This window comes from Achromobacter sp. CSND-B12 (assembly GCF_052906545.1).
In genome coordinates, this window is the sequence record NZ_JBREGJ010000001.1 from 1 (window position 1) to 21,699 (window position 21,699).

Annotated in this window: 28 protein-coding genes; 17 read left to right on the forward strand and 11 right to left on the reverse strand. The window is 70.6% G+C overall.

All coding sequences use genetic code 11. The features are described 5' to 3' along the window. A partial coding sequence (locus tag ACUTAG_RS00005; protein WP_446649925.1) for a serine hydrolase occupies positions 1 to 534 on the reverse strand: 534 nt, incomplete at its 3' end. 166 nt (positions 535 to 700) lie between these two features. Between ACUTAG_RS00005 and ACUTAG_RS00010 the strand changes: the two genes are divergently transcribed. After that, positions 701 to 1,675 (forward strand): tripartite tricarboxylate transporter substrate-binding protein, encoded by a 975-nt coding sequence (locus ACUTAG_RS00010; protein ID WP_020927978.1) that lies wholly within the window; start codon positions 701 to 703, stop codon positions 1,673 to 1,675. A gap of 84 nt (positions 1,676 to 1,759) precedes the next feature. Here the strand turns inward: ACUTAG_RS00010 and ACUTAG_RS00015 are convergent, their stop codons facing one another. Next, complete coding sequence (locus ACUTAG_RS00015) at positions 1,760 to 2,323, reverse strand: TetR/AcrR family transcriptional regulator (RefSeq protein ID WP_223821418.1); 564 nt, start codon at positions 2,321 to 2,323, stop codon at positions 1,760 to 1,762. Positions 2,324 to 2,427: 104 nt separating this feature from the next. Between ACUTAG_RS00015 and ACUTAG_RS00020 the strand changes: the two genes are divergently transcribed. Beyond that, a complete protein-coding gene (locus ACUTAG_RS00020) occupies positions 2,428 to 2,964 on the forward strand; it encodes a carboxypeptidase-like regulatory domain-containing protein (RefSeq protein ID WP_006384564.1) in 537 nt (178 codons plus the stop codon). A gap of 114 nt (positions 2,965 to 3,078) precedes the next feature. After that, the gene (locus tag ACUTAG_RS00025; protein ID WP_049055420.1) at positions 3,079 to 3,612 is read left to right on the forward strand and encodes a hypothetical protein; all 534 of its coding nucleotides are present in this window, start codon (positions 3,079 to 3,081) and stop codon (positions 3,610 to 3,612) included. A 110-nt stretch (positions 3,613 to 3,722) separates the two neighbouring features. Here the strand turns inward: ACUTAG_RS00025 and ACUTAG_RS00030 are convergent, their stop codons facing one another. The 3 genes from ACUTAG_RS00030 to ACUTAG_RS00040 all read right to left on the reverse strand — a co-directional run bounded on the left by ACUTAG_RS00030 (position 3,723) and on the right by ACUTAG_RS00040 (position 4,923). Then, positions 3,723 to 4,049: a hypothetical protein gene (locus ACUTAG_RS00030; RefSeq protein WP_020927981.1), complete on the reverse strand. Its 327-nt coding sequence runs from the start codon at positions 4,047 to 4,049 to the stop codon at positions 3,723 to 3,725. Further along, a complete protein-coding gene (locus ACUTAG_RS00035) occupies positions 4,039 to 4,545 on the reverse strand; it encodes a DUF523 domain-containing protein (RefSeq protein ID WP_148318746.1) in 507 nt (168 codons plus the stop codon). The genes ACUTAG_RS00030 and ACUTAG_RS00035 overlap by 11 nt, the downstream gene beginning before the upstream one ends. Positions 4,546 to 4,665: 120 nt before the next feature. After that, positions 4,666 to 4,923 carry a hypothetical protein gene (locus ACUTAG_RS00040; protein ID WP_024069077.1) on the reverse strand — a complete coding sequence of 86 codons (258 nt, stop codon included), beginning with the start codon at positions 4,921 to 4,923 and terminating at the stop codon, positions 4,666 to 4,668. A 130-nt stretch (positions 4,924 to 5,053) separates the two neighbouring features. On the opposite strand from ACUTAG_RS00040, the gene ACUTAG_RS00045 reads away from it, so the two are divergent. Then, positions 5,054 to 5,860, forward strand: coding sequence for an AraC family transcriptional regulator (locus tag ACUTAG_RS00045; protein WP_110134686.1), 807 nt, complete (start codon positions 5,054 to 5,056; stop codon positions 5,858 to 5,860). Positions 5,861 to 6,004: 144 nt separating this feature from the next. Here the strand turns inward: ACUTAG_RS00045 and ACUTAG_RS00050 are convergent, their stop codons facing one another. Then, positions 6,005 to 7,528: an NYN domain-containing protein gene (locus tag ACUTAG_RS00050; protein WP_110134685.1), complete on the reverse strand. Its 1,524-nt coding sequence runs from the start codon at positions 7,526 to 7,528 to the stop codon at positions 6,005 to 6,007. Positions 7,529 to 7,650: 122 nt separating this feature from the next. Between ACUTAG_RS00050 and ACUTAG_RS00055 the strand changes: the two genes are divergently transcribed. The 12 genes from ACUTAG_RS00055 (at position 7,651) to ACUTAG_RS00110 (ending at position 16,244) form a co-directional block, all read left to right on the forward strand. After that, positions 7,651 to 8,220 (forward strand): GNAT family N-acetyltransferase, encoded by a 570-nt coding sequence (locus tag ACUTAG_RS00055; RefSeq protein ID WP_054471378.1) that lies wholly within the window; start codon positions 7,651 to 7,653, stop codon positions 8,218 to 8,220. Between the two features lie 177 nt (positions 8,221 to 8,397). Then, a complete protein-coding gene (locus tag ACUTAG_RS00060; protein WP_006384312.1) occupies positions 8,398 to 9,264 on the forward strand; it encodes a motility protein A in 867 nt (288 codons plus the stop codon). Next, complete coding sequence (locus tag ACUTAG_RS00065) at positions 9,261 to 10,259, forward strand: OmpA family protein (protein WP_148318744.1); 999 nt, start codon at positions 9,261 to 9,263, stop codon at positions 10,257 to 10,259. The genes ACUTAG_RS00060 and ACUTAG_RS00065 overlap by 4 nt, the downstream gene beginning before the upstream one ends. 128 nt (positions 10,260 to 10,387) lie before the next feature. After that, positions 10,388 to 10,774, forward strand: a complete 387-nt coding sequence (locus ACUTAG_RS00070; protein ID WP_006384314.1) for a hypothetical protein — start codon at positions 10,388 to 10,390, stop codon at positions 10,772 to 10,774. Beyond that, the gene (locus ACUTAG_RS00075; RefSeq protein WP_148318742.1) at positions 10,771 to 10,962 is read left to right on the forward strand and encodes a helix-turn-helix transcriptional regulator; all 192 of its coding nucleotides are present in this window, start codon (positions 10,771 to 10,773) and stop codon (positions 10,960 to 10,962) included. The genes ACUTAG_RS00070 and ACUTAG_RS00075 overlap by 4 nt, the downstream gene beginning before the upstream one ends. 108 nt (positions 10,963 to 11,070) lie before the next feature. Beyond that, positions 11,071 to 11,424: a YciI family protein gene (locus ACUTAG_RS00080; RefSeq protein ID WP_006384316.1), complete on the forward strand. Its 354-nt coding sequence runs from the start codon at positions 11,071 to 11,073 to the stop codon at positions 11,422 to 11,424. Positions 11,425 to 11,581: 157 nt separating this feature from the next. Next, positions 11,582 to 11,995, forward strand: a complete 414-nt coding sequence (locus ACUTAG_RS00085) for a YciI family protein (RefSeq protein ID WP_020927989.1) — start codon at positions 11,582 to 11,584, stop codon at positions 11,993 to 11,995. Next, complete coding sequence (locus tag ACUTAG_RS00090; protein ID WP_446649926.1) at positions 11,992 to 12,444, forward strand: VOC family protein; 453 nt, start codon at positions 11,992 to 11,994, stop codon at positions 12,442 to 12,444. Before ACUTAG_RS00085 ends, ACUTAG_RS00090 begins: the two co-directional genes overlap by 4 nt. Further along, positions 12,441 to 13,730: an RNA polymerase sigma factor gene (locus tag ACUTAG_RS00095; RefSeq protein ID WP_148318740.1), complete on the forward strand. Its 1,290-nt coding sequence runs from the start codon at positions 12,441 to 12,443 to the stop codon at positions 13,728 to 13,730. Before ACUTAG_RS00090 ends, ACUTAG_RS00095 begins: the two co-directional genes overlap by 4 nt. A gap of 93 nt (positions 13,731 to 13,823) precedes the next feature. Beyond that, positions 13,824 to 14,714, forward strand: coding sequence for an AraC family transcriptional regulator (locus ACUTAG_RS00100; protein ID WP_080684540.1), 891 nt, complete (start codon positions 13,824 to 13,826; stop codon positions 14,712 to 14,714). Positions 14,715 to 14,824: 110 nt separating this feature from the next. Then, entirely contained in the window at positions 14,825 to 15,778 is a 954-nt protein-coding gene (locus ACUTAG_RS00105) for a DMT family transporter (RefSeq protein ID WP_446649927.1), read from the forward strand. Positions 15,779 to 15,860: 82 nt separating this feature from the next. Beyond that, positions 15,861 to 16,244, forward strand: coding sequence for a c-type cytochrome (locus tag ACUTAG_RS00110; protein ID WP_024069084.1), 384 nt, complete (start codon positions 15,861 to 15,863; stop codon positions 16,242 to 16,244). A 51-nt stretch (positions 16,245 to 16,295) separates the two neighbouring features. On the opposite strand, the gene ACUTAG_RS00115 is transcribed toward ACUTAG_RS00110, so the two are convergent. Together ACUTAG_RS00115 and ACUTAG_RS00120 are read right to left on the reverse strand one after the other, a co-directional pair. Continuing rightward, positions 16,296 to 16,964 carry an HAD family hydrolase gene (locus ACUTAG_RS00115; protein WP_054471375.1) on the reverse strand — a complete coding sequence of 223 codons (669 nt, stop codon included), beginning with the start codon at positions 16,962 to 16,964 and terminating at the stop codon, positions 16,296 to 16,298. Between the two features lie 72 nt (positions 16,965 to 17,036). Further along, a complete protein-coding gene (locus ACUTAG_RS00120) occupies positions 17,037 to 18,245 on the reverse strand; it encodes an MFS transporter (RefSeq protein WP_148318738.1) in 1,209 nt (402 codons plus the stop codon). A 107-nt stretch (positions 18,246 to 18,352) separates the two neighbouring features. Between ACUTAG_RS00120 and ACUTAG_RS00125 the strand changes: the two genes are divergently transcribed. After that, on the forward strand, positions 18,353 to 19,255 hold the full coding sequence (locus tag ACUTAG_RS00125) for a LysR family transcriptional regulator (RefSeq protein ID WP_020927996.1): 903 nt from the start codon (positions 18,353 to 18,355) through the stop codon (positions 19,253 to 19,255). Between the two features lie 70 nt (positions 19,256 to 19,325). Here the strand turns inward: ACUTAG_RS00125 and ACUTAG_RS00130 are convergent, their stop codons facing one another. The 3 genes from ACUTAG_RS00130 to ACUTAG_RS00140 all read right to left on the reverse strand — a co-directional run bounded on the left by ACUTAG_RS00130 (position 19,326) and on the right by ACUTAG_RS00140 (position 21,614). Next, complete coding sequence (locus ACUTAG_RS00130) at positions 19,326 to 20,144, reverse strand: DUF169 domain-containing protein (RefSeq protein ID WP_020927997.1); 819 nt, start codon at positions 20,142 to 20,144, stop codon at positions 19,326 to 19,328. Between the two features lie 85 nt (positions 20,145 to 20,229). Further along, complete coding sequence (locus ACUTAG_RS00135) at positions 20,230 to 20,658, reverse strand: GNAT family N-acetyltransferase (RefSeq protein ID WP_020927998.1); 429 nt, start codon at positions 20,656 to 20,658, stop codon at positions 20,230 to 20,232. 80 nt (positions 20,659 to 20,738) lie between these two features. Next, positions 20,739 to 21,614, reverse strand: a complete 876-nt coding sequence (locus ACUTAG_RS00140) for a LysR family transcriptional regulator (protein WP_148318736.1) — start codon at positions 21,612 to 21,614, stop codon at positions 20,739 to 20,741. Positions 21,615 to 21,699 lie beyond the last annotated feature (85 nt).

Sequence of the window (21,699 nt, forward strand, 5' to 3'; positions counted from 1 at the left end):
GTTGATGCGCACGTCGTTGTATTCCCAGTACGTGCCGGGCGCTTGCAGCGGACGCGCCTCGCCCTTCCTGCCGTCGGGCGGCGCGCCGAAGGTGACGGCGCGGTAGCGGTCGGCCTGGTCGGAGACGCCGAAGCGCTCGCCTTCCCATTCGCTGGTCTGCTGCAGCAGATGGCGCCAGGTGATCCGCGCATTGCGGCCGTGGTCGAAGCCGATGCCGGGCACGCGCTTGCCGACCGGTTCATCGACATCCGGCAACAGGCCGCGGTCGTGCGCCAGTCCGGCCAGGATCGCCAGGTACAGCTTGGCCACGCTGAAGGTCAGGTCGGCGCGGTCGGGCTCGCCCCACGATGCGATCTCGCGGCCCTCGCGCAGCACCACGCCCGAGACCGGGCCACGGTCGTGGATCGGCCCCAGCAGGCGGTTCCAGGGCGGCGGATCGTTCTGGTGCACGCCGAAGACACCATCGACGCTGCGGTCCCAGGCGGTTTCGTGATCGTTGGCGAACTCGATCGCCTGCTGCATGAGCGCGTTCATTGATTTCCCTTGTCTTGTCGTAGGCCAGTGGCCCTGGGAGTATATCCATCCGCCCGCCGGGCGATATCGCCTGCGGCAATAAGCAAGGCGTGAATCAATCGTTGGCGCGGCGGCGCGCGGCCGGTAGAGTCCAACGCCCCGCATCATCGAACCCGTTGCCAATTCCATGTCCCTTGCCGCCCGCGTGCCTTCCCGTCTTTCCGCCCTGCTCCTGGCCATCGCCGCCACCTGTGCCGGCGCCGCCCATGCCGAACAACGCGTCATCCGCATCGTGGTGCCGTATGGCACGGGCGCGGTGCAGGACACCATCGCCCGCGCCATCGGCGACGAGCTGGGCCGGACCCTGGACGCGTCGATCGTGATCGAGAACCGCGCGGGCGCCGGCGGCACCGTGGGCACCGCCCAGGTGGCGCGCGCCGCGCCCGACGGCAATACGCTGGTGCTGGCCGCGGCCAGCCACCACATCGCCGGTTATCTGTACAAGAACCTGAGCTATGACCCCTACAAGGATTTCACCGGCGTGGCCTACCTGGGCAACACCGGCTACGTCATCCTCGCGTCGGCCGGGCTGAAGGTGGCCAACACGGCCGAGTTCATCCAGGCGGTCAAGGCAAAACCGGGCGCCTACGATTACGCCTCCGCCGGCAACGGCAGCGCCTCGCACCTGGGCATGGCGTCGTTCCTGAGCGCCGCCGGCGCGCAGATGCAGCACATCCCCATGAAGTCCACCGGCGACGCCGTGACCGAGCTGCTGGCCGGCCGCGTGCAGGCCGTGACCGCCGCCACCATCGGCGTGACCGGCTACCGCAACGATCCGCGCGTGACGTTCCTGGCCTACACCGGCAAGCAGCGCTCGCGCTTCGCGCCCGACCTGCCAACCGTGGCCGAGAGCGGCCTGCCCGGCTATGCCTTCGATTCGTGGCTGGGCCTGCTGGCCCCCGCCGGCATCGCGCCGGCCGAGCGCGACAAGCTCAACGCCGCCGTCAACAGCGTGCTGGCCGATCCCAAGGTGCAGGCGCGCCTGGCGGCGCTGGGCGTGGAGGCCGAAGCCAGGTCCCCGGCGCAGTTCCAGGAACTGCTGAAAGCGGATTGGGACGCGGCCGGCAAGCTGGTGGCGGCCTCGGGCGCGCGGGTGGAATAGGCGCCGGGCCACGGGCCGGCCACGGCGTCAAGCGACGCGGCCGGCACAGGCGGCCTGGACCCGGGCGGCGGCCGGGCCCGCCTGTCAGCGCTGGCGCACGCCTTCCAGGAACATGTTGGTGATGAATTCGGCCAGCGCCTCGCGCTCCTCGGCGTCGGGACCGCGGCGCGCAAAGCGCTCTATCACGCCCATGAAGGCGTGCGACAGCCATGCCGGCGGGATGTCCTTGCGAAACACGCCGGCGCGCTGGTCGATGCGGATGTTCTCGGCAATCATCTCGACCAGCTCGTCCTTGAGCGACTCGGCCGCATCGACCTGGAAAAAGCCGATGCGCGTCAGGTTGGGGTCCTCGCCCAGGATGTCCAGCCAGTTGGTCACGCCCCGGCGCACGCGTTCCTCGACGGGCAGATTCTGCTGATCCTCATAGAGGCGCGCCTGGCAGACTTCCTGCCGCAGGCGCTGGGCGAACATGCCCACGAGTTCATCGTAGGCCGCCTGCTTGCCGGCGAAATACTGATAAAACACCGGTTGCGTCACGCCCGCCCGGGCGACAATGTCGCTGATCCGGGTGTGCTGGAACCCGCGCTCGGCGAACTCCGCCGCCGCGACCTCCAGAAGTTGCAACCGGGTGCGCTCACCTTTCGTCAAACGCTTTTCTTGCGGTACAGAGGGGGGTAGTGCCGTCGTCATCGCGTGAAAATACTATCCTTCGGCCCTTTTAGCCATACATTCCTGCATACATAGAAACCCTGATGATCCGATTGCCGCGCCTGCTTCGCCTTGGTTGCGCCGCCGCGTTCACGCTGGCCCTGTCTGGCTGCATACCCTACCCGGCCCACAAGACTCTGCAGCCGCAGTCCGCCATCACCGTCCAGGACGAAGCCGGACGGCCGGTGGCCGACGCGCGGGTGGTGCTGATCGCCGCCGCCTATCCCTATGGCTATGACCGGTTCCGCAACGAGCAGCGCACCGACGCCGAGGGCCGCGCCAGCTTCGAGGCCCGCCATGAGTGGCGTGTCGAAATGCTGGCGATCCATGGCGCGGAGGTGTTCTTCTGGAACTGGTGCGTCGAGAAGCCGGGTTACGTCACCCACGCCACCCATGACCGCAATGCCGAGGCCTTCGACCCGCGCCCGGTGGTCCGCCTGCGGGCCGGCGAATCGACGACTTGTGACAATCCGCGGGGATCGCCCTTCATGCGCGACCAACCGGCGGCGCCCAGGCCGGCCCAGGCCGCGCCCGCGCGGGAAACGGCAGGCGGCAGCGCCGGCCCGTCGCCAAGCCCCTGAAATCACTTGAAATCTTCATAAATCTTGACACACCTGCCGCGTGGCGGCGGCGGTACATTACGGTATCGCCAGCCTGCGCAGCACGCGCACGCCTGGCGGCTCAGGAGCAAGATCATGAAGCGGTTCACGGGTCGCATGGTCGGCGTTGCGCTGGCCCTGGCCTTGGCAAGTTCCCCCGCCCTGGCGGGCGGGTATCGCGGTGGCCACCATGGGGGCTACCACCATCATCACGGCGGCGGTGGCGGCGGCAGCGGCTGGTGGATCGGCGGCGCCTTCGCGCTCGCGGCCACCGGGCTGATCCTGGCGGCCAATTCCGGCCCCTCTTACGCGCAGACCGGCGTCTATGCGCCGGGCGTGTCCTACACCAGTCCGCCGGTGTACGCGGCGCCCGTCTATGAGACGCCGCCGGTGTACAGCGCGCCCCCGGTCTACCAGGAGCCGGCGCAATACGCGCCGGTGCAATACGAGGCGGCGCCGCCCGCCAACACGGCGCAGGCCAGCGCCTCGACCGATTGCCAGCGCTGGGCCATGAACCAGAGCGGCTACGACCCGGCGACCATCTCGCAATGGACCACCCAGGTCATGGTGGACAGCTACAACCACGCCATGGATTCCTGCATGAACAGCCGCGGCTACCGCGCCAACTGAGGCTGGCTTGCCCGGACACGACGAGCGCCCCGCGGGGCGCTCGTGGCAATTGGCGCCGACGCCGCGGCACCGCGAACGGCCGCGGGCGGCACGGCGGACAGCCGTGGGCCTCAGGCCCGCCGGCCGCCCCAGCCGCGCCAGGCGAAGAACAGGCCGGCCGCCAGGGCCAGCGCGGCCGGCAGAATCCAGACGAAACCGCTGTCGGTGTAGACCACCTGGTCGACCGGGTCGTAATAGCGGCCCAGTTCGTTGAAGTCCCATTTCAGGTATTGCTGATACCAGAGCCAGCCGAAAAAGGCCGCGCACGACAGCGACACCACCGCGCCGACCCGCGCCAGCAGGCGCCCGCGGCCAAGCCCCGCGAGCAGCCGCCAGGCCGACAGCACACCGGCCGCCACCGCCACCAGCACCAGCCAGTCGCCGACGTTAAAGCCCATCGCCGGCCTCCAGCCGTGCCAGACAGGCGTCGGCCTCGGCCCATTGGTGTTCGCTGAATACCCGCAGGCCCGCGTCCGCCAACAGCCGCGCGGTGACGCCGACGCCCGCCTGCCGCTGGCCGGAGAAGCTGCCGTCGTAGACGTAACCGCTGCCACAGGAAGGGCTGCCCTCCTTGAGCACGGCGATGCGGATGCCGCGTCGCCGCGCCGCCTCCAACGCCTGTTGCGCGCCGTCGACGAAGGGCCGGGTCGCGTCCTCGCCGGACACCGTCATCACCCGAGCGCGCCCGGACAGAACCGCGGTCGCGTCGGCGCCGGGTTCGATCTCGGCCGGCGGACGCGGGATCGGCAGGCCGCCGGCCACCTCGGGACAGACCGACACCACCCGGCCGGCATCGAGCCAGCGGGCCAGCACGTCGTGGCCGCCGGTCACCGAGCGGCCGTCGTAACGCACGGGATGGCCGAGCAGGCAGGCACTGACAAGAACGTATTGCATGGGGATTTCCGGGCTGACGAGGCGGGCGCATTCGGATATGCGCCCATGGCAGGCGTCATCATAGAACAGCCCGGCGCCGTGCCCGGCACGGCTGATCGCCGGATGCCGGCCCGCGCGGGCTCACTCCCGGGCCGTCTCCAGCCATTGCCGCAGCGCCGGGTCGCGCACCTGCAGCACCTCGAACAATCCCAGCGCGCGCAAGGCCGGCAACGCCTCGCGCAGGTCGGCGGCAGCGCGTTCACGGGCCGGCGGCGTGGTGGCGGCGTCGCACCACAGGCGCGCGTTCGCCAGGAACGCGCCCACCGTGCCCTTGCGCACGGTCACGCCCTGGAACTCCGCGCTGTCGCGGTCGTCGGGCAACACATCCTGAGCTTTCATGGTTTTCTCCAGTGGGTGGGTACGGAAACCAGCTTAGTCGCGCGCGGCCGGCAAATCTGCGGTATTTTGGTCAATCCATACCGTTTTTTTGCCATTCATCCATGCCGTCCCTGCCCCGCCGCCCTTTCGCATGACACGTCCCGACGATCCCGCCTCGCCCCTGGTCGCCCCCGGGCTGGCCGCCGCTGGCGGCGGGCCGCGCCTGCTGGCGGTGCGCCGCCAGGACAAGGCGGTGCGCCAGACCGCCTTGCACCGGCATGCGCGCGGGCAATTGTTCGGCGCCTACCAGGGCTTGCTGACGGTGCAGGCCGGCGACCGCCAATGGGTCGCGCCGGCCGCGCACGCGCTGTGGGTGCCGCCCGATTGCCCGCATGGGTTGCGCTCGCATGGCCCCTATGCCGGCTACAGCGTCTACCTGAGCGCGGCGGCGTGCGCAGGCCTGCCCGATGCGCCGTGCGCCTTGCAGGCCTCCGCGCTGCTGCTGGCGGCGGTCGAGCGCGCCGCCGCTTGGCGCGACGAAACGTGGGATGCGGCGCGCCTGCGCATCGTCGAGCTGATCCGCGACGAGATCCGCACCCTGCCGCGCGCCGGCGACGGCCTGACGCTGCCACGCGATCCGCGGCTGCAGCGGCTGGCGCGAGCGCTGTCGGACGCGCCTGCCGACACGCGCCCGCTGGCGGCATGGGCGCACTGGATCGGCATGGCGCCGCGCACGCTGGCGCGGCGCTTCCAGGCCGAGACCGGCCTGACGCCGGGCGCCTGGCGCCAGCGCGCCCGCTTGATGCGGGCGCAGCAGATGCTGGCGGCCGGCCGCGGTGTGACGGCGGCCGCGCTGGAAGCGGGCTACGACAACGTCAGCGCCTTCATCGCCATGTTCAAGCGCGAACATGGCGTCACGCCGGGTCGTTATGCGGAGCAAGCGCCGCTGTCCGAATGAACGCGGCGCCCGATCGCGGCGATTGCCGCGAACCCGGATACCGGGCTTGGCGGCAGCGGCGTCCCGGCCGCTGACCCGCCCCGGCGGCAGGCGTGGCCGGCGAGGACAAATCGCCATGCCGGCCACGCCTGCCGCGCGGGCGGCTTATTCGGGATCGGCGCTCTTGCTTGCGGCGGTCTTGCGGGGCCGGCGGGCGCCGGTGGCCGTCTTGCGGGCGATTTTGCGAGCGGGTTTGGCGGGCGCGGCCTCGACGGCCTCGGCGCCCGCTTCGGCCGGGGCGGCTGGCGCGGCGACGCGATCTTCCGCCGCCCCGGCTTGGGCCGCGCTGTCGGCCTCCGCGCCCTTCGCGCGTGCCGAGCGCGTCGCGCCGCGGCCGCCACGGGCGCCGCGACGGCCCTTGGCCGGGGCCGCGTCGGTCGGCTCGACCGGTTCGTCTGGCACCTGCGCGTCGGCTCGCTCCGGTGCGCCTATCGCGTCGACCACCGCTTCCAGCGGCGGCGCGTCGGGCAACGCGGGGGCCGCCGGCGAAACGTCGAACAGCGGCGCCTGCGCCGTTGCCACCTCCGGCCGCCCCGGTCCGCCCTGCCATGCCTGGCCGGCATCGTGGAATTGCGACTCATCCACGGACGCGCCGCGCTGGCCATCCGACCGCGCGCCCTCCTGGCGGCCGCCCCGGCTGTTGGCGCCCGCGTTCTTGCGGCCGCCGCGCGTGCCGCGCGCCGGCCGGGTCTCGGTGGTATCGGCCATGGAACCGGCCGGCTGCGCGTCGGCGGCGTCATGCGCCTCGACCGCCTGGACCCGCGCGGCGGGCCTGCCGCCCGCGCGCGCGGCCGCGCCGCCGGCGCTGTCGCGATACACGTAGGTGCCGGATTTTTCCTCGCGCCCGACCTCCAGGAAGCCGCGCGACTGCGCCTCGTCCAGCAGGTTGCCGAAGGCGCGAAAGCCGTAGTACGACTCGTTGAAGTCCGGCCGGCGGCGCTTGAGCGCGTCCTTCAGGGCCGAGGCCCAGATCTTGCCGCTGTCGCCGCGCTCGGCCATCAGCGCCTCGAAGGTCTCGACCACCATGTCGACCGCCTGGGTCTTGCGGGCCTCCAGTTCTTCCTTGCGGCGGCGCTCCTCGTCGGGCGAACGGCGCTGGCCGGCGTTGCCGCCGCCGCGATTGTCGCGGCGCGCGTCGGCGGCGCGCTGGCCTTCGCGGGCCAGGTCGTCATAGAAAATGAACTCGTCGCAGTTGGCGATCAAGAGGTCGGAGGTGGACTGCTTGACGCCCACCCCGATCACCTTCTTGTCGTTCTCGCGCAGCTTGGACACCAGCGGCGAGAAGTCGGAATCGCCGCTGATGATGACGAAGGTGTTGACGTGCGACTTGGTGTAGCAGAAGTCCAGCGCATCCACCACCAGCCGGATGTCGGCGGAATTCTTGCCCGACTGGCGCACGTGCGGGATTTCGATCAGCTCGAAATTGGCCTCGTGCATCGGCGCCTTGAATTCCTTGTAGCGCTCCCAGTCGCAATAGGCCTTCTTGACCACGATGCTGCCCTTGAGCAGCAGGCGTTCCAGCACCGGCCGGATGTCGAACTTCTGGTACTTGGTGTCGCGCACGCCAAGCGCCACGTTCTCGAAGTCGCAAAAAAGCGCCATGCTGACGTTTTCGTTGGCTGCATTCATGTGTTTTTCTCCGTTGCCGCGGCCGCCCCGAGCCGGTAGCCCGGGGGACGATTGGCCGCCGATTGGCTGTGTCCAGGCCGACCATGATATACATTCCCGTCCCTCCCCCCACCCGGACCGCCATGCCCGCCGTGCCCGACCTGCCCGCCCTGGACACCCGACGCCTGCTGCTGCGCCCCTTGAGCCTGGACGATGCGCCCGCCATCCAGCGCATCTTTCCGCAATGGGAAGTGGTGCGCTACCTGGCGGACCAGGTGCCCTGGCCCTATCCTGAGGACGGCGCCCGTACCTACGTGGAACAGGTGGCGCTGCCGGCGATGCGGCGCGGCATGCAGTGGCATTGGTCGCTGCGCCCGCGCGCCGAGCCGCAACGCCTGATCGGCATCATCAGCCTGATGCGCGACGAACCGGGCAACAACCGCGGTTTCTGGCTCGACCCGGAATACCGCGGCCAAGGCTACATGACCGAGGCCAGCGAGGCGGTCACCGCCTATTGGTTCGACGTGCTCGGGCAGCCGGTGCTGCGGGCGCCCAAGGCGGCGGCCAACGAGGGCTCGCGCCGGCTGTCGGAGCGGACCGGGATGCGGCTGGTGGCGACCGAGGAACGCGGTTTCGTCTCGGGCCGCCAGCTGGCCGAGATCTGGGAGATCACGCGCGACGAATGGCGCGCCCGGCATCCGCCGGCCGTCTGAAACCAAATCCGGCCCCGATTATTCTCCTGGGGCCCCGCGCCCGGACGCCGGTTCAAGCCGGCGCTTACCGCCCCTTTCGCCCCGTTTTCCGACGGATTGGCGCGACCCGCCCGTGGCTAGAATTTGCCACCATCCCGCATTCCGTGAACCGGATGCGCTAGCTATCGGGCAAGATCCATGAATCCGTCTACCGTCATCGGCGCCGTTGTCGGCCTGCTCACCCTGGTCATCGTCATCGCGCTGGCCGCCACCAACCCCGGCATGTACTTCAACCTGCCGGGCCTGGCCATCGTGCTGGGCGGCACCTGCGCCGCGCTGTTCATCGCCTACCCGCTGTCCGAAGTGATGCGGGTGTTCAAGCTGGTGGTCACGGTGTTCCGCAGCGACCAGCACGACCAGCAGCGCGACATCGAGGAGCTGGTCAACATGGCGCAGCTGTGGATGAACACCGACGTCCACAAGGTCGAACAGGAACTCAAGAAGGTCAGCAATCCGTTCCTGCGCACCGGCGTGCAGCTGATCATCGACAACACCCCCGAAGACCAGATCATCGAACTGCTGCAATGGCGCGTGGCGCGGCTCAAGGCCCGCGAAATGGCCGAAGCGCAGATGTTCCGCGTGATGGCCACCTTCGCGCCGGCCTTCGGCATGCTGGGCACGCTGGTCGGCCTGATCAACCTGATGTCGGTGCTGGGCGACGGCAGCATGACCACCATCGGCCAGCAGCTGGCCATCGGCCTGATGACCACCTTCTACGGCATCCTGCTGGCCAACCTGGTGTGCAAGCCCATCGCCGTCAAGCTCGAACGCCGCACCGCCCGCCGCGTCGAGTCCATGAACATGGTGCTGCAGGGCATCTCCATGATGTGCGAGAAGCGCGGCCCGGCCGTGGTGCGCGAAACCCTGAACTCGTTCGTCATGCACGTCGAGGACGAAATCTACGACGGCGGCGCCGCCGCGCCGCGCGCCAAGGCCGAGGGCCAGGTGTCCGCCGCCGCCAACAAGCCCGTGTCCATCACCCGCCCCGCCGCCGCGCGCCAATGAGCCTGATTTCCCCCTCCCTGGCGCAGCGGATCGAGCAGGCCCGCCAGGCCCAGTTGCGCGCGCAGAAGGCGGCCGCCAACAGCGGCTGGCGCCCCAGCAAGAGCGACCGCAAGGATCGCTACGCCCGCTGGCACGTCGATGAAACCGTCGAAAGCGATGCCGAGAACTGGCTGCTCAGCTACCTGGACCTGATCACCCTGCTGCTGGCCATGCTGGTGGTGATGCTGGCCGTGGCGCGCCTGCACGGCGGCTTTCCCGAGCCAGGCGAAACGCAGGTCGACATCGTCGGCAGCCTGGCGGCCAAGGGCCTGCCCGCCTACGACGGCGAATACGCCGAATTCGACATGCCGGCCATCCCCGCCAACTGGGCCGAACCCACGGCGCCGGCCGCGACGGCCAGCGCCGCCGCCGATGCCGCGGACAGCGATGGCGAGGTGGTGGCGCAAGCCGCCCCGCCCCTGAAGGCGCCGTCCAAGGAATCGCTGGGGCTGGCCGACCTGGGCAATTCGGTCGACGTCATCATCAACGAACAATCGGTCAGCTTCCGCATCAGCAACGAGCTGCTGTTCCCCTCGGGCCAGGCCACCCTCAGCCCGTCGGGCCTGGACGTGATCAAGCGGCTGGCCGCCATCCTCAACAAGAACGACTACCAGGTCTCGGTCGAGGGCCACAGCGATCCGGTGCCGATCCAGACGCGGCAGTTCGCCTCCAACTGGGAACTGTCCAGCAGCCGCGCCACCAGCGTGCTGCGCGAACTGGTGCGCGACGGCGTGGCCGGCAGCCGCCTGCGCGCGGTGGGCTACGCCGAGACCCGCCCGATCGAGTCCAACGACACCCCGGCCGGCCGCGCCGCCAACCGGCGCGTGGAACTGATCATGGACATCACCGCGCCGGCCAAGCCGGCGCAGGCCGAGGCCAAGGGGGACGCGGGCAAGCCGGCCAGCGCCGCCAACGGCAAGGCCGGCGCCCCCGCGCCGGCCGCCGGCAAGTCCTGACGCGCCAGCGTCTACCCCGAACCGGCCGCGGCCGGTTTTGTTTGACCGCGGATGTAAAGCAAACTTGACATCCCGTTCTGGCCCCGCCACAATGTCAAGCACGCTTTACACACCCGGAGAGGTCCCCCATGAATCAAACCCAGGCCAGGCGCCGCTACCTGAAGGAATTCGGCGCCGCCATCGCGCTCTACGTGGCCCTGGTGGCGCTGTCGGTGTATGCCGCCACGCTGCTGGAGCCGGGCGCGCCGCGCACCGCCCTGCTGGCCAGTCCGGTGCTGGCGATCCTGCTGGTCATCCGCGCGGTGGCGCGCCAGGTCCGCCGGGCGGATGAGTTCGTGCGCAAGATCACCGCCGAACACCTGGCCATCGCCGCCGCCGTGACCGCCGCCATCACCTTCGCCTACGGCTTCCTGGAGCTGGCCGGCTTTCCGCGCCTGAGCATGTTCTTCGTCTGGCCGCTGATGGCCGTCGCCTGGCTCGCCACCACTATCATCGACTACCTGCGCCATCGATGAAGAACCGGATCCGCGACCTGCGCGCCGAACGCGGCTGGAGCCAGGCGGCGCTGGCCGAGCAATTGGATGTCTCGCGCCAGACGGTCAACGCCATCGAGACCGGCCGCTACGATCCCAGCCTGCCACTGGCCTTTGCCATCGCGCGCGTGCTCGGCCAGCCCATCGAGGCCATCTTCCAGGAAGGCTGACGCGAACCTGTCCGGCGCGCCGCAAACAGCGTAATCTGGCGGCTGCCGGCGGGGCGCGACGCGCGCCAGCGCCGGCACATACGCCGACCTTGCCACCAGGAACCGTCCATGCCGTACATGCTTCTCATCGTCGAGCCCGCCGGCCAGCGCGCCGAGCGCACCCCCGAGCAAGGGCGCGACGTCTACGCCCAGATGGTGCGCTACGCCGAAGGATTGCAGGCGCGCGGCCTGCTGGCGCGCGCCGAATCCCTCAAGTCCGACGCCGACGGCGTGCGGCTGCGCGTGCGCGACGGCCAGCGTACGCTGGTCGACGGCCCCTTCGCCGAGGCCAAGGAGATGATCGGCGGCTTCTTCCTGCTCAACTGCGAGGATCGCGAACAGGCGCTGGCGCTGGCCGCCGAATGCCCGGCGGCGCGCTGGGCCACGGTGGAGGTGCGCGAGCTGGGGCCCTGTTTCATGTAGCGCCGGGTCGCTGCCGCGCGGGCTGGCGTAGCGGCCGGACTAGGTGTTTACCCTGATCCGCACGTCTCCCTGTCGATTCGCGCCCGCCTCATGCGTCGTGCCAGTACCGACCCTGCCGCGCCTTGTGGCCGGGCCCATCGATACCAGGAGATCCCCGATGCGATTCATGATCATCGTCCGCGCCAACGCCGACAGCGAGGCCGGCAAGCTGCCCGAGGCCAGCCTGCTCGACGCCATGGCGACCTACCACGAAGGCCTGGCCAAGGCCGGCGTGCTGCTCGACGCCAGCGGCCTGCAGCCTTCGTCCAAGGGCTGGCGGGTGCGCTACGACGAGCGCGGCCAGCGCCAGGTCATCGACGGGCCGTTCGCCGACACCAAGGAGCTGGTGGCCGGCTACACCATGATCCAGGTGCGTTCGCGCGAGGAAGCCCTGCAATGGACGCTGCGCTTTCCCGACCCCTTCCCCGGCCAGCCCTGCGAAATCGAGGTGCGCCAGCTGTATGAACTGGACGATTTCGGCCCCGGCAAGGAAATCGACCGCTTCCGCGAACTGCCCGGCAACGGCCAGTGAGCCGCGCCGCCCCTTCAACGCCCCACGCCACGAGACCCATCACGCACAAGCAGATCTTCGTCAATCTCCCCATCGCCGACATGGCCAAATCGCAGGCCTTCTTCAAGAGCCTGGGCTTCAGCTTCAATCCGCAGTTCACCAATGACCAGGGCGCCTGCATGGTCGTCAGCGACAACATCTACGTCATGCTGCTGGTAAAGGACTTCTTCCAGGGCTTCACCAACAAACCGGTCGTCGATGCCAAGGGCGCCACCGAATCCCTGATCGCGCTTTCGTGCGAAAGCCGCGCCGAAGTCGACGACCTGGTCGCGCGCGCCAAGGCGGCCGGCGGCACGGCGCCGCGCCCGCCGCAGGACCATGGCTTCATGTACGGACACGGCTTCGACGACCTGGACGGCCACATCTGGGAAGTGTTCTACATGGAACCCGGCGCGACGCCGCAGGCATGACCACGACGGCCGGATCGGCGGCAACCCACCGCGCCATCGAAGCCGTCTGGCGCATCGAGGCCGCCAGCGTCATCGCCGGCGTCGCGCGCCTGGTGCGCGATGTCGGCCTGGCCGAGGAACTGGCCCAGGACGCGCTGGTGGCCGCGCTGGAGCGCTGGCCGGCGACCGGCGTGCCGGACAACCCGGGAGCCTGGCTCATGACCACCGCGAAGAACCGCGCCCGCGACCGCTTGCGGCTGGACGCCATCCATCGCCGCAAGCACGAGCAGATCGGCCACGAACTGGAGGCGCTGCGGGCCGACGTCGAACCCGATTTCGTCGAGGCGCTGGACGCCGCGCGCCAGGACGACATCGGCGACGACCTGCTGCGCCTGGTGTTCACCGCCTGCCATCCGCTGCTGTCGACCGAGGCGCGCGTGGCGCTGACGTTGCGGCTGCTGGGCGGGCTGTCCACCGCCGAGATCGCGCGCGCCTTCTTGGCCTCGGAGTCGACCATCGCCCAGCGCATCGTGCGGGCCAAGCGCAGCCTGACGGCGGCGCGCGTGCCGTTCGAGGTGCCCGGGCCGCAGGAACGCGCGGCGCGGCTGGCCTCGGTGCTGGAAGTGATCTACCTGATCTTCAACGAAGGCTATGCCGCCACCGCCGGCGAAGACTGGATGCGCCCGGCGCTGTGCGACGAAGCGCTGCGGCTGGGCCGCATCCTGGCCCAACTGACGCCCGACGAGAGCGAGGTGCACGGGCTGGTGGCGCTGATGGAACTGCAGGCCTCGCGCCTGCATGCGCGCAGCGACGCCGAAGGCCGGCCGGTGCTGCTGCTGGAACAGGATCGCGGCCGCTGGGACACGCTGCTGATCCGGCGCGGCCTGGCCGCGCTCGCGCGCGCCGAAAGCCTGGGCGGCGCCAGCGGCCCGTACGCGCTGCAGGCCGGCCTGGCGGCCTGCCACGCCCGCGCGCGCCAGCCGCAGGACACCGACTGGGCGCGCATCGTGGCGCTGTATGACGCGCTGGCGCAGGCCATGCCGTCGCCCGTAGTGGAACTGAACCGCGCCGTTGCCGTGGGCATGGCCTTCGGCCCGCAAGCCGGGCTGGACCTGGCGGATGAGCTGGCGCGCGACCCGGCGCTGGCCAACTACCACTGGCTGCCGAGCGTGCGCGGCGACCTGCTGGCCAAGCTCGGGCGCCATGCCGAAGCGCTGGCCGAATTCGAGCGCGCCGCCGGTATGACGCGCAACGCCCGCGAGCGTGAAATGCTGCTGGCGCGGGCGCGGGCCATGCGCGCGCCTTGATGCCCCCGCCGCGCCGGATCGCCGCGGCCCGCCCGCCGGTCGGCGCCCGCGATGGCGCATGCCGATCCCGGGCGGACGTGCTTAAATCCCGCCATGGCCTCATCCCATCCCGCCGCCGGCGGCCTCCGCGCCGCGCCTGACACGCACGCCGAACCGCCGCTCGCGGGCGTGCCGCAGGCCTTCGACCATGCCGATGACCGCGCCGAATTCCGGCGCCTGGCGCAGCGGCCCGGCATCGAGCTGTACCGCGCCCACATCATCCGCCACGCCTTCGAGCCGCATACCCACGAAGCCTTCGGCCTGGGCGCCATCGAAGCCGGCGTGGAGCGTTTTCGCTACCGCGGCGCCGAGCACCTGGCGCCCTCGGGCTCGGTGGTGCTGATGAATCCCGACGAACTGCACACCGGCCGCGCCGAGACCGCGGGCGGCTGGCGCTACCGCATGGCGTACATCGACCCCGACGTGGTCGAGCAGGTGACGGGCGAGGCCGCCTGGTGGTTCGATTGCGCGGTGGGCCACGACCCCGCCGGCGCCCAACGCGTCACCGCCCTGCTGGACACCCTGTGGCGCGCGCGCGAGCCGCTGGCGTTCGATAGCGCCTTGTTCGCGTTGCTGGCCGAATTCCGCCGCCACGCCCGCGTGCCGCGACCGCCGCGCGCGCAAGGCGCGCCGCGTTTCGCGCCGGTCATCGACTACCTGCGCGCCAACCTGGCGCGCCGCCTGACGCTGGAGGAACTGGCCGCCGTCGCCGGCCTCAGTCCGTTCCACTTCCTGCGCAGCTTCCAGGCGCACTACCACGCCACGCCGCAGCAGACGCTGATGGCGCTGCGCCTGTTCGAGGCCAAGCGCCTGCTGGCCGCCGGCGAAACGCCGGCCCAGACCGCCCTGGCCGCCGGCCTGACCGACCAGGCCCACCTGACCCGCGCCTTCACCCGCCGCTACGGCGTCACGCCCGCCCGCTACCAGAAGCAGGTGCGGGCCTGAGCCGCCCGGCAGCCGCGCCAGGGTCGCGGCGCGCAGCAATCTGGTACAAGACCGGCCTCGCCAGCCGCCGCTAGACTGCCCCGTCTATCGCATACACGTAGGGAATCTTCATGTGGGCAGGAACCTTGTACGCCCTGGCGGCCGGATTGATGTGGGGGCTGGTTTTCGTCGGTCCGCTACTGCTGCCGGAATACCCCGCCGCCCTGCAATCGGTGGCGCGCTACCTGGCCTTCGGCCTGATCGCCCTGCCGCTGGCCTGGCTGGACCGCAAGGCGCTGCGCCAGCTCAGTCGCGCTGACTGGATCGAGGCCCTGAAGCTGGCCGCCATCGGCAACCTGCTGTACTACCTGTGCCTGGCCAGCGCCATCCAGCGCGCCGGCGGCCCGGTGCCGACCATGATCATCGGCACGCTGCCAGTGGTGATCGCCATCTGCGCCAACCTGCGCAACGCGCGCCGCGACGGCCGGCTGCCCTGGAAGCGGCTGGCGCCCTCGCTGGCGCTGATCGCGCTGGGCATCGCCTGCGTCAACCAGGCGGAACTGCAAGCCCTGCGCCAGCAAGCCGATGCCGACCTGTCGCGCTACGCGATCGGCGCCGTGCTGGCGCTGGGCGCGGTGGCGTGCTGGACCTGGTATCCGCTGCGCAACGCCGACTGGCTGCGCGACCATCCTGGCCGCAGTCCGCGCACCTGGGCCACCGCCCAGGGCGTGGCCACCCCGCCGCTGGCGCTGGCCGGCTATGGCCTGTTGTGGGGCGGCATGGCCGCCACCGGCAGTGGCTTCGACATGCCGCTGGGCCCGCGTCCCGAGGTGTTCCTGGGGCTCATGATCATCATCGGCCTGTTCGCCTCGTGGCTGGGCACGCTGTGCTGGAACGAAGCCAGCCAGCGCCTGCCGACCGCGCTGGCCGGGCAACTGATCGTGTTCGAGACGCTGGCCGCGCTGGCCTATGCCTTCATCCTGCGAGGCAGCCTGCCGCAGCCGTTGACGCTGGCCGGCATCGTGCTGCTGATGATCGGCGTACTGCGCGCGGTGCGGGTCAAGCCCGAGCCGCTGCCCGCCTAGCATCGGCGCGTGGCGAGGCCGGCGGCCACGGTCTAGAATGCCGGGCGCCCGTCCTGGGGCCCGATCGATACGACACGACGACATGAAAACAAAAACAGCATGCATCGCCGCGCTGGGATTCTCCGCGCTCATTCAAACGCCGCCGGCCCTGGCCGAGAACATCAACGGCAGGAATCTCTTCCAGCAGCGATGCGCCATGTGCCACGGCGCGGACATCAAGGGCACCGGGCCATTGGCCAGGAAAAGCAATCCGCCTACCCCGGACCTCACCACCGCGGCGTTCAAGAAGCGGCTGATCGACTATCCGGGTGTCATCGTGTCCTCGGTCATCCTCCGCCCCAACGGCGACCTCATTCCCAGGACATTGCGCGAGAATGGCGTGAAGGTGCCTCCGCATGCCTGGACGGTCAAGGATTTCCGGGATCTGCACGAATACATGACGGGCGTGATCGCCAAGAGCCGCTGATGGGCGCGTCGCCACCGCGCCCATGCCAGGCGGCCCGGGCGCGTGGCGGCCCTAGATGATCTCCGACAGGCGCTGCAGGTCGCTGATGACCTCGAACGCGCCTTCGTCCAGCAGGCGCTTGCGCTGGTCCGGCCCGTTGTGCGAGGCGCCGATGTAGCCCACCGCCCGCATGCGCGCGGCGCGGGCGGCGCGCACGCCGGGCACGCTGTCCTCGACCACCACGCATTCCAGGATCGCGGTGCGCATCTGGCGCGCGGCGAACAGGAACACATCCGGCGCCGGCTTGCCATGCGCCACCTGCGCGGTGCTGAATACATTGGGCGCGAACGCCTCCCACAGCCCCACCAGCTTGAGCGCCGCTTCCAGCTTGGACGGCGTGCTGCTGGAGGCCACGCAATACTCGATGCCGCGCTGGCGCAACGCCGCCAGGGTCTCGTGCACGCCGGGCAACGCGCGCAATTCCTGGCGGAAGGTGTCCTGCAGGCGGTCGGCGTACTGGCGCGGGAATTCCGGCGGCAGCGGCCGCGCGTTCTCTTCCTGCAGGGTCTGCCACATGTCGGCATCGGGGATGCCGGCGAAGCGCCGCGCCGCTTCCTGCGGCGTGATGGCGATGCCGTGTTCGGCCAGCGCGCGCGACTGGGCGCGCGCGGCGATGATTTCGCTGTCGATCAGGACGCCGTCGCAATCGAAAATGACCAGGCGCGGGGCAGGCGTAGGCATACGGACTCCACGGAAGACGAAGCCCCATGATAGGCCGTCCGCATGACAGTCGGCGCAGCCCCCCGGTGCCGCCTACAGGCGCGCGCCATTCAGCCGTCGCAGGCGCCAGGCGATGGCCACGCCGCCCAGCGCCGCGGCCGCCACGATCAGCGAAGCCTGCGCCCAGCCATAGCGGTCGATCACCCCGCCCACCGTCACCGGGCCGATCACCTGCCCCAGGTTGCTGCCCATCATCACCAGGCCCACCGTGGCCGCCGTGAGCGTCGGCCGCGGCGCCACCAGTGGCGCCGTGCCCAGCAGCGTCGCCGGGATCAGGCCGCCCACGGCCGAGAACAGCACGCACAGCAGGAACGTCGGCATCGCCGCGAACACCGATCGGAAGATCAGCAGCGCCACCACGCCCATCGCCACGCTGGCGCAGGCAATCAGGGTCGAACGGCGCCAACCGCGCGACAGCAGCACGCCGGCGCCCAGGTTGCCGATGATGTTGGCGGCGCTGGCGACCGCGCTGTAGAGGCCGGCGGTGGCCAGCGGCAGGCCCAGCTTGTCCATCAGCAACACCGGCAGGAAGGTGAACAGCGCGAAGAACATCAGGCTGTAGAGCGTGAACGAGGCCGCCAGCAGCATCGGCCCGGCCGCGCCCAGGGTGTCCGTGGTGTCGCGGCGCAAACCGTTCCAGGACAGGGCCGCGCCGCCCGGCACCGGCGGCGCCAGCGCGGCGATACAGCCCAGCGCGATCACCGCGGCGGCGCCGGCGCACCACCAATAGGCGTGCCAGTCTCCAAACGCCTGCGAGGCCAGCATGGCGATCGCCATGCCCGCCGGCATGTAGCAGCTCCAGAGCGCGAACGCCAGGTCGCGGCTGGACGGCAGCACCAGGCGCTGCAAGGCCGCCGGCCCGGCCACCGTGATCAGCAGGAAGCCCAGGCCCTCGACCACGCGCGAGGCCAGCAGCACGCCATAACCCGGCGCCAGCGCGCCCGCCGCCGTGCCCGCCGCGACCGTGGCCAGGCCCCACAGCAGCATGCGGCGCGCGCCAAAGCGCGCAATGACGCCGCCGGCGGCGATACCGCCGACCATCCCCAGGATGGAGAACACCGCCGTCAGCGTGCCGATCGACGCCAGGTCCAGTCCCAGGTCGCGGCGCAGCAGCGGCGCCGCGATGATCACCTTGCCCACCTGCAACGACGCCACCACCCCGGCGCCCACGATCGCCAGCACCGCCCCCCAACGGGTCGCCGCCGGCCGGCCGGCCCGCGCCGCGCCTTCCACCTTGTCCATCCTTGCCTCTCCTCGCTTGCAATGCCGCCAGCATGCCGGCCGGAACCGATTCTGATAAGTGATAATCTTTTGATGGAACCGATCTTGAAAATAGATCAGGACGCACGATGATAGACGCCCTCACCCTGGATCAGCTACGCGTGTTCGCCGCCGTGGCCGACACCGGCAGTTTCCGCGCCGCGGCCAAGCAGCTGGCGCGGGTGCAGTCGGCCGTCAGCCACGCCATCGCCAACATGGAAACGCAGCTGGGCGTGAAGCTGTTCGACCGCGGCGGCCACCGGCCCGTCATGACACCGGAAGGCCAGGCGCTGCTGGCCAACGCGCGCGACATCCTGCTGCGGGTGGACGCCATGCGCGCCCGCGCCCAAGGGCTGGGCGAAGGGGTGGAGCTGGAACTGTCGCTGGTGGTGGACACCCTGTACCCCATCGCCCAGGTTGGCGCCGCGCTGAACCGCCTGCGCGCCGCCTATCCGTCCGTGGCCACGCGCGTCGCGGTGCTGCCGCTGGGCGGCCCCATCGCCGCGCTGCTGGACGGCAGCCATCAACTGGGCATCATCGCCGGCGAGCATTTCCGCCATCCGCGCATCGCCATGCAGGCCTTGTCCTCGGTGCAGATGGTCGCCGTGGTCGGCGCCAGCCATCCCCTGGCCGCGCGCGTGGCCGACGGCGCGCCGCTGGCCACGCCCGAACTGGCCGACCACCTGCAGGTGGTGCAGATCGACCCATCCACCCTCAGCGCCGGCCGCGACTTCGCGGTGCTGTCGCCGCAGACCTGCCGGGTCAGCGGGCAGGACACCAAGCATGCGCTGATCCTGGCCGGCGTCGGCTGGGGCCGGCTGCCGCTGTGGCTGGTCGAACGCGACCTGGCCGAGGGCCGGCTGCTGCGCCTGCCCACCGGCAGCCTGGGGCGCGGCAGCCAGGTGGCCACCGAGGTCTACCTGGCGCACCGCATCGACCAGCCGCTGGGGCCGGCCGCGCGCACGCTGGCGGCGGCGCTGGCGGGCGCCTGACGGCCAGGGCCACGGCCCGGTCCGGGGCCAATTCAGGCCAGGCGCGGCGCCCGTGGCTGGCGGCTTCGCCTCAGGCGCGCGGCGGCTGCGCGTAGCTCACGCCCATGCCGGCGCGCACGTCGTTCTGGATGCCATACGGCGGAATCGGATAGCGCAGGCCATTGGCCGACAAGGCCTTCATTCCCTCGATCGCCATGGGCAGGTAGCGCGGCGGCAGCGCCATCAGCATTTCCTCGTCCGGCACGCCGCCGTAGCGGCGCTCGGCATAACAGGGCAAGGACAGGCTGGGCTCGCCGGTGGCCAGCGCCCGCCCCCAGGAATCGGCACAGGCGGTCTCGCCCACCACGCTCCAGTCGAAGCGCCGGTAGTTCTTCCATTGCAGGCCGTTGATCAGAATGATCATCTGCCCGGGCGTGGCGTACACCAGGCAGATGTCGGGCGGATCGAGCCGGCCCGAGGCCAGCGGCGACACCACCATGGCCCGATACCTGCCCGCCGGCACACAGGACAGGGCTTCCTGGCGGGCGCGCGCGTCGGCCTCGGTGGCGTGCCAGACGCCGACGTATTCCTTGCCGCTGCGCCAGGCCTCGTCCTGCGGCCCCAGGCCGATCACCGCGCGGCACTGCGCCCCGACCAGGTCATCGCCGGTGATGCCGACGGTCCAGCCCAGCCGCGCCGCCATGCCGACGATCTGGTCGGTGGTGTGAGTGGCCTTGGGCCGCCGCAGTCCCTTCACGCCGGCCAGCGCCGCTTCGTCCTGGTAGAGCTTCATGCCGATGACCGTGGTCTTGAGCCGCAGCAGGCGGTTCAGGTCGTCGACCAGCGCCGCCCAGTCGAGCGGCTGGCCTGGGATGGCCTCTTGATTTGTCTGTTGGGTTGTCTCTTCCATGCCCGTCCTTTGGACTTGTCGTTGGTACGGGCAAGACTACACGAGAGCAAGGCCGGCAGGCCAACCTGTCCGCCCCCGCCGCCGCTCAGCGGCGGCAGGACTTCATCAGGTACTTGGGCGATTCCGCGTAGCCCTGGCGATGGTAGAAGCGGTGCGCGTCGACGCGGCGCTCGTGGCAATGCACCTCGATGCGGTCGCAGCCGCGGGCGCGCGCCAGCGCTTCGGCCGCCTCTTCCAGGGCCCGCCCCACGCCGCTGCCGCGGGCCGCGTCGCTGACGCAGAAATAAGTGATGCGGCAGAAGTCCCCCGGCAGCGCCAGCTGCACCATGAAATGCAGGCCGATGAACCCCAGCAGCCGGCCGCCGTCCTCGGCCACCAGCAGTTCGGCGTCGCGGTGCCCCAGCAGGCGCTCGATCTTCTCCGGCACGAAACCCGCGGTGCCGGGATAGCCCAGCTGGGCCAGCAGTTCAACGATGTCGGCGCTGTCGCCGGCTTGCGCATTGCGGATGATCATAGGGCCTCGGCCAAAAGCGCTGATCGTAGGCGGCCACGATGTCGCCGCGATGACCGCGCGCGGCGCCGCGCCCCGCCGCGTCAGGCGCGGCTGTCATCCTGGCGCAACATTGCGAACAAGGCCTGCACCGCCGGCGAGCCGGCGGCCTGTGGTGATGCCGCCAGCGCGAAACGCCGCCGCACCGGCGCCGCCAGGGGCAGCACCCGCAGGCCCCGGCGATTCCCCGGCAGCGTCAGTTCGGGTACCAGGGCCACGCCGACGTTGTCGCGCACCAACGCATAGGCGCTGGACCACTCCATGACCGTGGCGCGCACGTCGGCCAGCGCCAGGCCAGCGTCCGCCGCGACGCTGGCCGCGTGCACGCTGCAACCGCCCGTGGCCAGCACGAACGGCTGCGCCGCCAGTTGCGCCAACTCCACCGAGGCGCCGCGCGCCAGCGGATGTGAGGCCGGCAGCACCGCCACCCAGTCGTCCTCGCCCAGCGGACAGGTGGCGCGTCGCGCGGGCGGATTGAGCACCACCCCCACGTCCACGGTGCCGGCCGCCAACAAGGTCTCGATCTCGGTGTCGCTAGCCTCCAGCGGCACCACGTCGATGGCCGGATGCAATTGCCGGAAACGCCGCAGCACCGACGGCAGGATGGTCGAGAACACCATCGGGAAACTGGCCAGCCGCAGGACGCCGCCGGCCAGGCCGGCGTTTTCGCGCGCCAGCGACTGGATGCGGCCCAGCGAGGCCAGCATAGCGCGGGCCTCGTGCGCCACCCGCAGCCCGAGCGCGGTCGGCACACTCTGGCGCCGTTCGCGCGTGAACAGCGGCGCGCCCAGATGGTGTTCAAGCTGGGCAATGGCCTGGCTGGCGCCCGACTGCGTCATGCCCACCTGCCGCGCGGCATGGGTGATGTTGCCGGCGTCCACCACCGCCAGCAGTAGCCGCCAATGGATCAGGTTCATCATGGCATGGAAAAGATAACGGATCGTCTCGAGACCGGAAATTCTACCCACGCCCGCCGCAGGATGAGTCAAGTAGACAGCGCCCCGG

What these genes read in the sequence shown, in the direction of transcription:
- ACUTAG_RS00010 (WP_020927978.1), top strand. Translation starts at nt 701, where the DNA reads ATGTCCCTTGCCGCCCGCGTGCCTTCCCGTCTTTCCGCCCTGCTCCTG.
- ACUTAG_RS00020 (WP_006384564.1), top strand. Translation starts at nt 2,428, where the DNA reads ATGATCCGATTGCCGCGCCTGCTTCGCCTTGGTTGCGCCGCCGCGTTC.
- ACUTAG_RS00025 (WP_049055420.1), top strand. Translation starts at nt 3,079, where the DNA reads ATGAAGCGGTTCACGGGTCGCATGGTCGGCGTTGCGCTGGCCCTGGCC.
- ACUTAG_RS00030 (WP_020927981.1), bottom strand. Translation starts at nt 4,049, where the DNA reads ATGGGCTTTAACGTCGGCGACTGGCTGGTGCTGGTGGCGGTGGCGGCC.
- ACUTAG_RS00035 (WP_148318746.1), bottom strand. Translation starts at nt 4,545, where the DNA reads ATGCAATACGTTCTTGTCAGTGCCTGCCTGCTCGGCCATCCCGTGCGT.
- ACUTAG_RS00040 (WP_024069077.1), bottom strand. Translation starts at nt 4,923, where the DNA reads ATGAAAGCTCAGGATGTGTTGCCCGACGACCGCGACAGCGCGGAGTTC.
- ACUTAG_RS00045 (WP_110134686.1), top strand. Translation starts at nt 5,054, where the DNA reads ATGACACGTCCCGACGATCCCGCCTCGCCCCTGGTCGCCCCCGGGCTG.
- ACUTAG_RS00050 (WP_110134685.1), bottom strand. Translation starts at nt 7,528, where the DNA reads ATGAATGCAGCCAACGAAAACGTCAGCATGGCGCTTTTTTGCGACTTC.
- ACUTAG_RS00055 (WP_054471378.1), top strand. Translation starts at nt 7,651, where the DNA reads ATGCCCGCCGTGCCCGACCTGCCCGCCCTGGACACCCGACGCCTGCTG.
- ACUTAG_RS00060 (WP_006384312.1), top strand. Translation starts at nt 8,398, where the DNA reads ATGAATCCGTCTACCGTCATCGGCGCCGTTGTCGGCCTGCTCACCCTG.
- ACUTAG_RS00065 (WP_148318744.1), top strand. Translation starts at nt 9,261, where the DNA reads ATGAGCCTGATTTCCCCCTCCCTGGCGCAGCGGATCGAGCAGGCCCGC.
- ACUTAG_RS00070 (WP_006384314.1), top strand. Translation starts at nt 10,388, where the DNA reads ATGAATCAAACCCAGGCCAGGCGCCGCTACCTGAAGGAATTCGGCGCC.
- ACUTAG_RS00075 (WP_148318742.1), top strand. Translation starts at nt 10,771, where the DNA reads ATGAAGAACCGGATCCGCGACCTGCGCGCCGAACGCGGCTGGAGCCAG.
- ACUTAG_RS00080 (WP_006384316.1), top strand. Translation starts at nt 11,071, where the DNA reads ATGCCGTACATGCTTCTCATCGTCGAGCCCGCCGGCCAGCGCGCCGAG.
- ACUTAG_RS00085 (WP_020927989.1), top strand. Translation starts at nt 11,582, where the DNA reads ATGCGATTCATGATCATCGTCCGCGCCAACGCCGACAGCGAGGCCGGC.
- ACUTAG_RS00095 (WP_148318740.1), top strand. Translation starts at nt 12,441, where the DNA reads ATGACCACGACGGCCGGATCGGCGGCAACCCACCGCGCCATCGAAGCC.
- ACUTAG_RS00100 (WP_080684540.1), top strand. Translation starts at nt 13,824, where the DNA reads ATGGCCTCATCCCATCCCGCCGCCGGCGGCCTCCGCGCCGCGCCTGAC.
- ACUTAG_RS00105 (WP_446649927.1), top strand. Translation starts at nt 14,825, where the DNA reads ATGTGGGCAGGAACCTTGTACGCCCTGGCGGCCGGATTGATGTGGGGG.
- ACUTAG_RS00110 (WP_024069084.1), top strand. Translation starts at nt 15,861, where the DNA reads ATGAAAACAAAAACAGCATGCATCGCCGCGCTGGGATTCTCCGCGCTC.
- ACUTAG_RS00115 (WP_054471375.1), bottom strand. Translation starts at nt 16,964, where the DNA reads ATGCCTACGCCTGCCCCGCGCCTGGTCATTTTCGATTGCGACGGCGTC.
- ACUTAG_RS00120 (WP_148318738.1), bottom strand. Translation starts at nt 18,245, where the DNA reads ATGGACAAGGTGGAAGGCGCGGCGCGGGCCGGCCGGCCGGCGGCGACC.
- ACUTAG_RS00125 (WP_020927996.1), top strand. Translation starts at nt 18,353, where the DNA reads ATGATAGACGCCCTCACCCTGGATCAGCTACGCGTGTTCGCCGCCGTG.
- ACUTAG_RS00130 (WP_020927997.1), bottom strand. Translation starts at nt 20,144, where the DNA reads ATGGAAGAGACAACCCAACAGACAAATCAAGAGGCCATCCCAGGCCAG.
- ACUTAG_RS00135 (WP_020927998.1), bottom strand. Translation starts at nt 20,658, where the DNA reads ATGATCATCCGCAATGCGCAAGCCGGCGACAGCGCCGACATCGTTGAA.
- ACUTAG_RS00140 (WP_148318736.1), bottom strand. Translation starts at nt 21,614, where the DNA reads ATGATGAACCTGATCCATTGGCGGCTACTGCTGGCGGTGGTGGACGCC.